This window comes from uncultured Campylobacter sp. (assembly GCF_938045535.1).
Lineage (GTDB): Bacteria > Campylobacterota > Campylobacteria > Campylobacterales > Campylobacteraceae > Campylobacter_B.
Genome location: NZ_CALIMQ010000136.1, coordinates 1 through 12,036 on the forward strand (window position 1 = coordinate 1; position 12,036 = coordinate 12,036).

Annotated in this window: 14 protein-coding genes; 1 reads left to right on the plus strand and 13 read right to left on the minus strand. The window is 49.0% G+C overall.

The window, feature by feature from the left end:
- The 7 genes from Q0095_RS04430 to Q0095_RS04460 form a co-directional block, all read right to left on the minus strand.
- A partial coding sequence (locus Q0095_RS04430; RefSeq protein WP_297881732.1) for a hypothetical protein occupies positions 1-307 on the minus strand: 307 nt, incomplete at its 3' end.
- A 150-nt stretch (positions 308-457) separates the two neighbouring features.
- A complete protein-coding gene (locus Q0095_RS04435; protein ID WP_297881734.1) occupies positions 458-1,159 on the minus strand; it encodes a YbaK/EbsC family protein in 702 nt (233 codons plus the stop codon).
- Positions 1,160-1,343: 184 nt separating this feature from the next.
- Positions 1,344-1,769: an ecotin family protein gene (locus Q0095_RS04440; RefSeq protein WP_297881736.1), complete on the minus strand. Its 426-nt coding sequence runs from the start codon at positions 1,767-1,769 to the stop codon at positions 1,344-1,346.
- Between the two features lie 84 nt (positions 1,770-1,853).
- A complete protein-coding gene (locus Q0095_RS04445) occupies positions 1,854-2,462 on the minus strand; it encodes a hypothetical protein (protein WP_297881738.1) in 609 nt (202 codons plus the stop codon).
- Positions 2,463-2,605: 143 nt separating this feature from the next.
- Positions 2,606-4,033 (minus strand): hypothetical protein, encoded by a 1,428-nt coding sequence (locus Q0095_RS04450; RefSeq protein ID WP_297881740.1) that lies wholly within the window; start codon positions 4,031-4,033, stop codon positions 2,606-2,608.
- Positions 4,034-4,065: 32 nt separating this feature from the next.
- Positions 4,066-4,494, minus strand: coding sequence for a hypothetical protein (locus tag Q0095_RS04455; RefSeq protein WP_297881742.1), 429 nt, complete (start codon positions 4,492-4,494; stop codon positions 4,066-4,068).
- 288 nt (positions 4,495-4,782) lie between these two features.
- Complete coding sequence (locus tag Q0095_RS04460) at positions 4,783-6,018, minus strand: hypothetical protein (RefSeq protein WP_297881744.1); 1,236 nt, start codon at positions 6,016-6,018, stop codon at positions 4,783-4,785.
- Between the two features lie 249 nt (positions 6,019-6,267).
- Here Q0095_RS04460 and Q0095_RS04465 point away from each other — a divergent pair, with 249 nt between their 5' ends.
- On the plus strand, positions 6,268-6,591 hold the full coding sequence (locus Q0095_RS04465; protein WP_297881746.1) for a multidrug efflux SMR transporter: 324 nt from the start codon (positions 6,268-6,270) through the stop codon (positions 6,589-6,591).
- Positions 6,592-6,769: 178 nt separating this feature from the next.
- On the opposite strand, the gene Q0095_RS04470 is transcribed toward Q0095_RS04465, so the two are convergent.
- From Q0095_RS04470 to Q0095_RS04495, 6 genes are all read right to left on the minus strand, one after another.
- Positions 6,770-7,435 carry an NADAR family protein gene (locus tag Q0095_RS04470; protein ID WP_297881748.1) on the minus strand — a complete coding sequence of 222 codons (666 nt, stop codon included), beginning with the start codon at positions 7,433-7,435 and terminating at the stop codon, positions 6,770-6,772.
- Positions 7,432-7,626 carry a hypothetical protein gene (locus Q0095_RS04475; protein ID WP_297881749.1) on the minus strand — a complete coding sequence of 65 codons (195 nt, stop codon included), beginning with the start codon at positions 7,624-7,626 and terminating at the stop codon, positions 7,432-7,434. The genes Q0095_RS04470 and Q0095_RS04475 overlap by 4 nt, the downstream gene beginning before the upstream one ends.
- Before the next feature lie 209 nt (positions 7,627-7,835).
- Positions 7,836-8,546: a cytochrome-c oxidase gene (locus tag Q0095_RS04480; RefSeq protein WP_297881751.1), complete on the minus strand. Its 711-nt coding sequence runs from the start codon at positions 8,544-8,546 to the stop codon at positions 7,836-7,838.
- Between the two features lie 470 nt (positions 8,547-9,016).
- Positions 9,017-10,087 carry a transglutaminase-like domain-containing protein gene (locus Q0095_RS04485; RefSeq protein WP_297881753.1) on the minus strand — a complete coding sequence of 357 codons (1,071 nt, stop codon included), beginning with the start codon at positions 10,085-10,087 and terminating at the stop codon, positions 9,017-9,019.
- 355 nt (positions 10,088-10,442) lie between these two features.
- Positions 10,443-11,498 carry a transglutaminase-like domain-containing protein gene (locus Q0095_RS04490; protein ID WP_297881755.1) on the minus strand — a complete coding sequence of 352 codons (1,056 nt, stop codon included), beginning with the start codon at positions 11,496-11,498 and terminating at the stop codon, positions 10,443-10,445.
- A 314-nt stretch (positions 11,499-11,812) separates the two neighbouring features.
- The coding region (locus tag Q0095_RS04495) for a DUF4093 domain-containing protein (protein ID WP_297881757.1) at positions 11,813-12,036 on the minus strand (224 nt) is incomplete at its 5' end.

Below are 12,036 nucleotides of genomic sequence, written 5' to 3' on the forward strand. Positions count from 1 at the left end.
ACGCGCTTAGATTGTCGATTAAAAAATTATCCTTTGTGAACGAAAACAGCTCATTTTTATCAAGTAAATTTTTATCGATAGCCGCTAAGGGCGAAATTTCTCCCGGATAGCGAATCGGCAGTTGCGCGATCGGTAGATCGTCGTAAATATCTTTCATACTCTGATAAATCTCTGGCTGCGGCGCATCGTCTTCCTTGACCGCGGCATTTTCCATGCCGCATAGCGCAAGTAGGCACAGCAAAAATATCCACACCTGCTTCATAACATTTCCCCTCGTTTCGGTCGCGATCTCTTTACTCCTGATCATACTGCAAATTTTAAAGCCTTAATATGAAGAAAAAAAGATCAAAAATCAAAGCGCCCTTTTTACAACCACTCTCGCGCTGTCTTTTTCTGCCCTTGCTTTTGGGTTAATTTAATCCGAATCTTCCTCTTGGGTGAAACGGACGATGCGCGGCTATTCGCAGTCCTGCGCCTCTTCGGTGAAGCTAACGATGCGTGGAGCCGCGATGCGCGCGTAATCCTGCGCGTTTAGGATGATCGAGTGATCGAGCAGGCCCGCGTTGAAAGCGATCTCTTCAAAGCGTCCGAATAGCGACGGATCGGCGATTAGCAGCAGCTTGTCGTGGAAGCTAAACGGCGGCACCGAGCCGATGACGCAGTCCGTGAGATCGCCCACTTCATCTGGACTTACGAGCGATGCTTTCGTGCCGCCGAGCCCCTGTGCCAGGCGCTTTAGATCGGTTTTGTGATCGGCCGCGAAAACCGCTAGGACGTAGATCCTGCCGTTTCTGCCCGCGGGTTTGTCGCTAGGAAGCTTCAGCTGCTGCGGCACGTTTGCGCAAATTTGATCGGCGGTTAAAGTTAAATTTCCCGCGCAGGCGCCGTTTTCGCAGCCTTGAGCGCTCGCAAGGGCGGAAGCGTTAGGGCTTTGCGCGTCATCGGCGCTTGCTAAATTTAAATTTTGCGCGAAAGAAATTTGCCCGTCTTTAAAGCCTTTGATCGTGCAAACCAGCGCCTTTGCGCCCTGTCCTAGCTGCGTGCCGCGGATTTTGGCGACTTCGGCGGAGGTGCCCGCGCTTTCGTGAGCTACGACGCGGAAGCGCGCGCCCTGCTGCGTCAAAAGCTCTTTTAGGCTTTCAAAAATTCTCTCTGACATGCTCTCTCCTTGTTTTTGCGAAATTATACTGAAATTTTAACCAAACGACCCATCGGTGCCGAAATTCCATTCTTCGCCGTAAAATTTATCTCGCCTACGCGCAAAACCATTGCGCGATGAAAGATCTATTGCATGGCGGAAATTCCGCCATGCATAAGCTCGGTCCGTCCTGTTTCTTGCGAAATTATTTCATCTTGCGGATTTTAGGCTCTTTGCTCTCTACGAGTTCGTAAATTCTAAGCTCGACCTTGACGTCTTTGGGCGCTAAAATTCTAATTTCGCCCGGAGTGTAGAAAAAAGGCGCTTCAAGCTCATAATAGACCCATTTTTTTTGCTTCTCGGTTTTGCAGAGCATCAGCGTTTGAGCAAGCTCATCGCCGCCGCTAAACTCGTAATAAAGCCCGTCCGAGCCCTCTTTTTGCTCTATTTTGCCGCCGATCAGATACGCGTCGTTACAGTCGGCTTTGATCTCTTTTGAAAAGACCGCTTCGACCTTAAACTGCTGCGGCGGCATCTTTGACGGCGTTAGCTGAAAGACGTTTAGCTGCTTTTGCGCTTCGCCGCCGAATAAAAACAGCGGCAAGAGGAAGAATAAAACGCTTTTTCTCATTTTTTGCTCCTTAAAAAGATATTTTTATTTAAAATTTTAGCAAAATTTTTACTCATTAAACTGAAATTTCAATCGACTTTGTTTTTATCTGTAGCAGATAATATTTTTTAGCGCCTCTACCTCCGGTTTTAACGCCTCGCTATCGGTTTTTTGCGCGGCGCTCTTTTTGTTCGCTAAATTTTTGCTAGAGCTTTGCAGCGAGGGCTTTTCGCGCGAGTTTAAAATTTCGGCGGCGCGCGATATTTCGCCCTGCGTCTGCACGGTGGAAATATCGCCGCTAGCCCCGCCAGCCTTGCTCGCGTGGCGGCTTAGCACGCTTTTGACGCGTATCTTTTCGCCTACGTAAAACGCTTCGCAAAGCCCGTCTTGCGCCTCATAGTCCGTTGCTTTGACGCTGCCCTCTTGAAATTTATAAAATTTCACCCGTTTTGCTCCTCGTAGCTCCCGAGCTCCGCCCCATACGTCGCTATGCGCGTCAAGATCCGCGAGCGCAAATGCGCCGTCTGCCGCCTTATACATAGTGCCGAGCCCTATCGGTATGCGTTCACCACTCTTTTTGGTAAGTACGAAGCCGATCTTTTCGCCATCTTTTGGGTGCGGGCGGAACTGCCCCGAGAAAAATGCCGTGAAAAATGCGACCTCCTTGGTCTCGCCGTCGGTGCCTAGGTATCTCGTCCAGCCATCTTCGGGCACGTCGATCTCGGCGACGTCTCGTCCGTCCTTTGCGCCGCATTTTAAGCCCGCGCACCCGCTCGTCTGCTTCGCAGCCGAACATCATCGCGTCGCTATCTGAAATTTTAACGATATAAGGCTCGTTCATGAGGCTTTTCTAAATTTTATTGCGGCTCGCATTTGCCGTAAACCCACTCGCGAGTTTCGTTTAGCTTAAACTCGCCGTCCTTTAGAAAATACTGCTTGCTGCTTTTGATCGCGTTTTCGCCCGCGGCTATGTAGTCACCGATGAAGCCGCGATCCAGGACGTCGTGCGCTAAAATGTCTCGCTCAAAGACGTTTTGCGTCTTTTGCGTTTCGTGCCATTTGCCGTTCTCATCAGGCTCGCGCAGGATGATCGAGATGTTATTGCCCGCTTCGTCGTAGTCGTAGATGTACTCGTACTGCTTGCCATCGGAGGCCGTGCGATTTTTTATCACGTTGCCGCGCGCGTCGTAGCTAAGCTCGTTTTCAAACACGACCTCCCAGCGTTGCGATTCCTCGCGCCAAAGCACGGTTTGCTCGCGTAGCGGTCTGCTTTCATCGGTCTCCTCGTGCACGTTTTTGTAGTACTCCCTCCACTCGCCTTTTGCGGCATCCCAGCGCGATCTTAGCTCGCTAAAGCGCCTATACTTAGGCTCGATTTTGCGCAAGATCTTTTCATCGCGCTGCCATGTGTCGTCCTTCCATATAAAATTTATCTCGCTGCGCGTCCCGTCCGCCGCCGTAAAGACGGTGTGTTTTGTAAGCGGTACCCATTTGCCGCGCCACGCGTAGCCTTCGGAGCCCGCGTAAGCGTCGCCGTTGTAGTGATATATAGATTTTTCGTACGGCACCCATTTTTTCGCTTTGGCGCTCCATTCATAGGTCGCTACGAAATTGTTTCTGTCGTTTTCGTCGACAATTCTTTTAGTAAGGTGTGTCGGCGTCCATCTGCCCTTTTTTAGCGTGAAATTTTGTAAAATTTCCGTTTTACCCTCGCGCTTTTCGACGGCTTTTTCACCCTCGTATGGCTTGCCGTCCTTTTGCAGACTAAAATAAATTTTCGAGCCGTCCTTTGCGATCTCCTGCTTGCTCATCGCCGTTTCGCGAAATTTGTTTGTATCCGCGTCCCAGTCGTATTCGACATTTTCGATCTCGCGCTCGCCGCTTTCGTCAAATTTGCTAAAGCTTTTCGATACGGACGCTCCCTCTTTGCTGCTCTTTTTGTAGATTTTTTCTAGGCGGTGGGTTTTGGCATCGTAGTTTTGGCTCACTTCATATTCGTAGCGCGGCACGGCGCCGCCCTCTGTTTTGTAGCTCGTTTTTTGTAGGCAAATTTTATCCGCCGCCGCGTGTTTTGCTGCCGTCTCGGTCGCGCCCGCAGGCACAGCGAGAGCTAACGTCGCCGCCAAAATAGAGCCTGCCAAAACTGCCGCTCGAACTCGAAGCTTGCCTGCCAAAACCGCCGTCTGCGCCCCAAAAGCGCCCGCCGAAACAATCGCTCGCGCCTTTAAATCTAGCGCTGCAAAATCTGCCGCACCCTCGGGCGAAATTTTAAAAACACCTCTCATGACCGCTCCTTTATCTGAATTTTAAATTGCGTCTACCGCTTTATATCCTCGCTCGAAAAAGCTCTCTCGCCTTCGTAAATTTTCTCATAGCGGCTTAGCTTGCCCTCTTTGAAATAGCCGATGAAATAGCTCGCCGATTTTTCGGCCTGCTCTTGCGAAATTTCATCGTAGAGGCGGGCGGGGCCCTTTGATTTTTGTTTGTGTAGGCACGAACAGCTGCGAAAATAGCGCTTTTTGATTTTAAAATTTTGCGCCTCGCCACCTTGCTCGTCTGCGCGCTTTGTTGCGCTTATTTCGTTGCTCTGCTTGTCTGCGGGCGTCCGATCATCTCTCCCGCCGCCCTGCATCGTCTGTTTTTGCTCGCTCGCCGCGCCGTGATCTTGCGCCTCTACGACGCCAAAACAGATACTCGCCGAGATTAAAGCCGAAATAGCCGCTCTTGTCACTTTGATTAAAACCATTTTTCGACCTTTTCTTTTGCCGCCGCTGAGTGCGGACCTGCCGCGGCGTAGGATTTAAATTTTAAAATTTACACGCCGCACGAAAGATCCACGCCGTTAAATTTAACTGCATAGTTCGCGCAACGCCGCGCCTGTCAAATTTAAACGCGACACCGCACCTGCTAAATCTAACCGCGCAGCGCCACATCCGCATAAATAGCACTGCGCCTGCTAAATTTAACCGCGACGTTCGCGCAACACCGCGCAGGTAAAATTTAGCCGCGAAATTTTACCGATGCATCTTCAACGCTACTTTATCTTTTTATATTTCCACGTCTGCTCCGTTATGAGCTCGGATTTGCCGTCTTTAATCTTAAATTCCTTAAAGCTTGTTATCGCGTAGATACTAGGCATCTCAAACATCATCAGCGCGGCTCCGTATCCCACGCTATCAGCCGGGATTTGGGTATCGTAAGTAGCCTCTGAGCGCCCGGTTTGCACCCATTTGCCGCTCGCATCAAGCTTGTAGATATCCATCGCTGTATTGCTGCCGTGCTCGTCGTAGCTATAGACGTATTTGCCGCTGCTGGAATTTGATTCGTAACTTTGCTCGAGCAGTTGCTCGCCTGATTTATCGTAAATTTCGCCGTTTGAGTAGCTTTTGACCCACTCTTTAAGCCGCTCGTCCCACAGATACGAGGTCATATTAAGATCCGCTCCCTTCTTGATAACGGTTTGTTTGCTCATATTATCCCATGCGCCCTTCTCGTCGTTCCAGATGAATCTCGTAACGATCCCCTCGCCTTTCGCGGCATCAAGCTCGTGCTTACTCATCGTCGCGTTTTGCCACGCGCCGTTTTGAAAAGTGCTGCGGATCTGCTCGTAGCTGCCGTTTCGATCGCCGTTAAGCATCTCTCGCTCGCTGTTTTGCCACGCGCCGTTTACAAACTCGTAGCTCACGTATCCGCTCATCTCTCCTGAGGCGTCATAGAAAATTTCGGTCTTATCTTTGGGCTGCCAACTCTTGCCGTCCCATTTGAAGCTTATCGTAAGCTCCTCCTTATCCCACGCGTTTTTTACGGATCTGTTCATGCTCTCTTTATGCCATTTGCCCTTCGCAAACTTATATCGCACATCCTGCGTCGCGTTGCCGTCGTAGCTGGAGACGGTTTTACTCGCATTGCGCGTGCCGTCATCTGCTATCGAATTCGTTTCGCGCGTCGTGACGTTACCCTTTACGCTTTCCGCGTAGTCTTCTATTTTTTCCCACTTGCCGCTTTTAAGATCGAGGTTAAATACTTCAAATTTAACAATTCCCCCCTTTTCGTCAAAGTAGCTGATCTCTTTGTAGCTAGAGCCTAGGCCGTCCGAGGAGTTCGTATCTCTTATCTGCTCCAGCTTGCGCGTCGCCGCGTCGTAGCTTAGATACGTGCTCTCCTTGCGCTCCCCGAGTGAGCTGTAGCTCATACTTTGCACTATATACTCATACTCCTTGGCAAACGCCGCCGCACAGAGCAGCGCAAGTATCGTAGCGAGCTTTTTCATCCTCTCTCCTTGGAAAAATTTTGATAATTATATAATGTTCGTATATAAAAACGGATAAAATTTCACCGCGTGGCTAAATTTAAAAAACTTCGATTTTTAGGCGGTAGCGGTGGAATTTTACGTCGCCGAAGCGCCGGTTTTACTCAAATATGTGGCGCAAATTTTACGCAAGCCGCCAGGGACGCCTTTGGGTGAAATTTAAGAGAAATTTCTATAAAATTTCGGCTCAAATTACATTAAGGAGCGCTTATGGGATACGTTTATTTGGGGCTTGCTATAGTTTTGGAGCTAGCGGGGACCAACTGTATGAAGCTCTCGGACGGATTTAGTAAGCTGAATTATTCTCTAGCCACGCTAGCGGCATACGGCGCGTGCTTTTATTTTTTAGCGCTTGCGCTAAAAACGGTAAAGCTTAGCGTCGCTTACGCTACGTGGGGCGGGCTCGGCATAGTATTAGCATCGCTGCTTTCGGTGTTTTACTTCCACGAAAAGCTCTCTGTGCCCGCGATATGCGGCATAGCGCTCATCGTGATAGGCACGGCGATGTGTAATTTCTTCGGCGCAGGACACTAAGACGGCGCGTTTAAATTTAGCCTCCGATCTAACTATCGCTACTGCAAAAGCGGCGCGAGCCTCAGCCGTCTGCGTAAATTTTAAAATTTTATAAATTTACCGCCTCGCCTCGCTGCCGCGCTATGTCCGTGCCGAATGTACCCGGCGGGAGCGGTAAAATTTTAACCGCCGCCTAATCTTACAAAAAATTCTTATCGATCAGGTCGTAGTTTTTATATAGCCTGCGCAGCTCGTCTCGCACCTCCATCAGCGCAAAGCCGAGCAGATTTTGCCCGCGCCACGCGCTCGGACGACTTGCGTTTTCGCTCTGCAGCCCAAGGCCGATACCACAAATTTTATCCAGCGGGCTGGTCTCAACTAAAATTTTATCTCCCGTCGCGAGCAAAAAGCGCATCATCGCGGGATTTTGCGTAAATTTATAGTAATTGCCGCTTAGCACGACGCTGTAGCGCACCTCGCCCCAGAGCCGCTCATCAAAGCCCCGCACTTGCCTGCCTAGCGCCTTCATCTGCTTTGCATCGCGGCTTTGCATTATCCGCGCCCGCGTCTGCTCGTCGCCGAATATTTGCGCCTTGCTCGCCATCATAAACTGCTCGGCGCATAGATACTCATCGGCATCTACGGCAAAAGGCGAGCTCTGCCACTGCCCGAGGCAGGATTCATCCGCGGCCGCATCCGGCTTGTAGAAAAATAGAAATTCGTGCGCTTCGGAAGAATTTATTAATGAAGTTTTATCGTATTTCGCCGCTCCGCCTGCTCGCCAAAACGGCACGCCCTCGCGGTAGAAATCGTCCGTGTCGTCCGTAAGATCGCCCCTAAGCTTACCACGCTCGCTAAATTTCAAATTTCGTGGCTCTGAGCAGCATCTGTCGCCGCCATGCGCTCATTTTCAGGCGTCTCGTTCAGCCCGTCCCAGCCGCCGTAGTGCCAAAAGCAAGGATAGGGGAAGGCCTGCGCATACGCTTTTTGCACCGCTTCATCCAGCCGCTCGAACCACTGCCAAAATTTAAATTTATAATCCTCTGCCGCGCCCATTCACCAGCCGAGCGAAAACTCGCTAAGAGCGGGGTATTTGATCCACGGCGGCGGCATCACGTTTTTTAAAATTTCGCTCACGCCTTTTCCTTAAATTTTATTTTGAAGCATAGTTTGAAATTTGCCTAAATTTAGCCTGCGAGCTGAAATTTAGGCAAAGTACGGCTAAGCTAGCCAAAGCTGACTAGGCGATAAACTTAGCCGCAAATTTAGTCGCAGAAACGCTCGTCGGTGCGGTATTTCTTACGCTCGGCGATGTAATCGGCTCTGTTTTTCGGATCGGCAAAATACTGCTTTTGCTTTTGCTGATCGGCTTTGAACTTTTCTATCACTTCCTTTAGAGCTGCCTTGCGGTCGCTAGCCATGGATGGAAATTTATCCGAGAATATCGCCTTGTACGGGTGATCTTTTACCCAATCGACCGCCTTTTCGACTATGATCTGCTGCTTGTCGATGTCGCAGAATGCGTATGGGTTGATCACATCGCCTGCAAGGTGCATGAAAGCGGAATTTGCCTCTACCGTCTCCATAAACATCGCGCCGCTGACGTCGATTACCGAGGCGAAGGAGATGAAGCGGTATTTGCCCGCGTAGAACCAAAACACCGCGTCGTCCTTAAGCCCCAGATCATAAGCGCGCGCAGCGACGGTCATCAGCGTGGTCGGAGCGACCATATCCGGGGCGTCTTCGATGATTTTGATCGCCTTTTTTAGGCTCGGCACGTCGTTTTTCATCAACAGATCGTCGATCGGCTCATAAACGTGTACGTATTCGGGCTTGCCCTCTTTAGCCGAATAAAACGGCGAAACATAGATGTCGATCGAAGTGATTTTTTCCACCTTGTCTTCACTACTCTCGCCTTGGGCGCTCAAAGTCGCAGCCACCGCCGCACACAGCAGCAGTGAACGAAATTTTTTCATGGTCTCTCCTTCGGTTAAATTTTGTAAATTTGCTTCGTAATTATACCCTTAAATTTAAGAGCGCTAGCTTGATTTTTAACGAATATATTTTTGCGGAATTTTAATTTTTGCGGCGGCTCTATTTTCTTTTGATTCGGCTTTAGCGCGACGCTTTACGCGGCTAAATTTAAGCCTTGCTAGTCGTAAAATTTAGCTCATAATTTAGATCGCTTAGAGCGCACAAAATCGCTCGAAGCGCTATCAAAATTTTAGAATCTTGAACATCAAAATTTTAAGATTCCGTTCATCTTGAAATTTTAAAATTCCACGCCAAATAAAGCGCGGAATTTTTTGCCGATGCAGGCGCGGTAGCATGTAGATTAGGCGCGCTTTTACACATCCGCCCAAAGTCGTCTAGCGGGAAGCCTTTCTTGTATACCTACTCAAAAAGCTCAAGTAGTTCGACGTGCCGCATAGCAAAACGCGAACCGCTACAGCTCCTTCGATCTGTAATCGTAGCTGAAATCTTTCGGCGAGTAATAATTAAGCGTGTTGCCGTCCACTTCGCCGTAAGGATAGCCAAAATTATTGATCGGAAACTGCGCTGGGCGTGGGCTTAGCGTGAAGTCTCTGCCGTAGTTAAAGCCGATCCAGCACATCTCCCAGTTGCCGAATAAATACTCGCGAATTTTAGCGAGCTTGCTGTCGTCATTGCTTAGCTTCTCGCCCAATCGCACCTTTGTAACGTCCGCAGGATCGACGGGGATCCAGCCGTGGCCTTTTAGATAAAATTCCGCTCTGCAGTGCTGCGCGCCCGAGATATGGCTGACGCCGTCTTTAGGCGCGGCGCCCATTTGAGCGCTAAACCTCGACGCGCCGACGCGGATGCCAAACATCTCTCTTGCGGCGATGCCCTGCGCACGGCAAAGTGCGACGAAAACACTATTTATGTCGGTGCATTTGCCGCTTAGCTTGCCGCTACTTAAAATTTGCTTCACGTCCCCTAACCCGCAGCCTAGCACGCTGTTATCGCGCTGCATAGTGTTCGCCACCCACGTATAAATCGCGCGCGCCTTTTCCAGATCACCCTTGATGCCGCCTGCGATCTCGTCTGATTTTTGCTTAACGACGCCGTCGATTTGAATCTGCGTGCTAGGCTCCAAAAACTTCGCTACCTCGGGGTTAAGCTTTTCGTTCGGATTAAATTTTACCTTGCTAAAGTCGGTATTTCGCTCAAAGGTCTCGACGCTAAATTTAATATTTAGTGTGGGCTTTGCCACCCCGACGTAGCCGGCATAGAGCGTCGGAATTTCGCCATAGTCCACGGACGGATCGTTGAAATTGCCGTCAAATTTTATGTCGCTTACCTTTTGATACTCCGTGATGAGAGGAAGCGGTATCCAAAGCCGCGTCTGCTTACCCTTCTCCAAAATTTCGTGATTTAGCGATAGCCCGAAAGCTCTCTTTTTGCCAATGACTTCTTCCCCGCCCAAAATGGTACTCGGAGTCGCCATAACGGCGCCTAAAATCGCAGTGTTTCTTAAAAAATCGCGTCTTTGCATGAAATGCCTTCAAAATAAAATGGCTAAGCCTTAGCCCTAATTACGCGTGGATTTTAACCTTTTGCGGCTTTGAAATCGCTAAATTTAAAATTCTGCAAGCCGTAAATTTTAAAATTCTATCCATATTTAAAATTTCAAAATTTCGCCCAAAGACATAGCGCGAAATTTCGCCAAAGCGGGCGTGATAGCCCGCAAACTAGGCGCGTAGGCAGTATACGGCGGCGTAGGCAAAACCACGCAAAAGCGCCGCTGTCGCAAAGCCAAGCGTGCGCTTCGATGAAACGGTTGAGCCTCGACGAAGTGCGGCGGCTTAGCTTAAGCAAATCGCGGCGATAAAATGCAAGCCGTCAGAGGATTAAATTTCTCGCGAAAAATACTCGTAGATAAAATTTTTAGGCGAGTACGGATCTTTAGGCGTACCGCCCACTTCGCAATACGGATGCGAAAAAATTTCAATCGGGACATGCGCCGGGCGCGGATTTAGCACGATTTCGCGAGCGTAGTTAAAGCCCAGCCAGCACGGCTCCCAGTTACCGAAAAGATATTCGCGCACCCGCGCCAGCTTGGAGTCATCCTCGCTTAAGCCTTCGCCCAGCCGCACCTTCGTAACGTCCGCGGGATCGACGGGGATCCAGCCGTGGCCTTTTAGATAAAATTCCGCCCTGCAGTGCTGCGCGCCCGAAATTTCAAGCGCACCGCCACTTAGGGCGCCCATGACGCCCATTTCAGGAGAAAATTTCTGCGCTGCGCCCGTGCGGATGCCGTAAATAGCGCGAGCAGGAATGCCAGCTGCCCTGCAGAACGATACGAACACGCTATTAATATCGGCGCATTTGCCGCTTAGCTTGCCGCTGCTTAAAATTGTCGCTGCGTCGCCGCTGCCGCATGCGATCACGCTATTATCGCGACTCATATTTTTTGCAACCCACTCGTAGATCGCGCGCGCCTTTTCCAGATCGCCTTTAAGCGAGCCGGTGATCTCGTCTGATTTTTGTTTTGCAGCGCCGCCTACCGGAATTAGCTTTGAAGGCTTTAAAAACTCCTCGATCTCTGGGCTCAAGCGCTCGTTTTCATTAAAGCTTACCTTGCTAAAATCAGTGTTTCGCTCCGAAATTTCAATATCGAAGCTAAGCTCAAAATAATCGTCATCTTCGCCTACGACACCTTGCTCGCCGTATTTGCCGACGCCCGCTCTTGCCTCTTTATCGGGTGCGAAGCGCGCGTAGTACGTGCTTATATGATCTCCACAGATAGCCGACTCTTGTGCATTTGAGCGGGCATGATATTCGCCAAGCAACCTCTGATAGGGCTCTTGCAGCACTAACGGCAGCCAAAGCCGCACCTCTGCGCCACTACTTGAAATTTCGTGATTAAATCTGAGACTAAATTTTCTCGTTTTTGCTTCTTGCATTTTTTGCTCCTTTGCTTGAATTGCAAGTCGATTTTATCTCTTTGCGCCTTAAAATGGATAAAATTTTATGTTAAAATGGCGCTAAATTTGAAATTTTAGGATTAAAACATGCTGTTGTAACTTCCGTTACAAGAGATGACTTGCCTGATGAAGGAGCAAATCAATTTGCAGAAGTTGTAAGACAAGTAAGAAAATATAAAGAAAAACAGAAAGATCACAACAAAAAGGGATTACATACATTATAAATATTGTCAAAGTTAACCACATCCTATAAAAAAACTGTCTTAACTCTAAGGAGTCGAGACAGTTTTTTTCTATTTTTCTTTTATTATTTTCATCGCTTCCTCAAATTCACTTCTTGTTATATTAAATGAATTCAATGCATTTAATAACTGTTTTGAATTATAGTAACCTATATTTAACATATCTCCCAGCATTAACCTTTTTTCTTTTGAACCTTTTCCGATACATAACCCGTTTTCTACAAGATCTTCCACTGTAAAAATCGGATCTTTATTTTTATCAGAAGCTCCAGAAA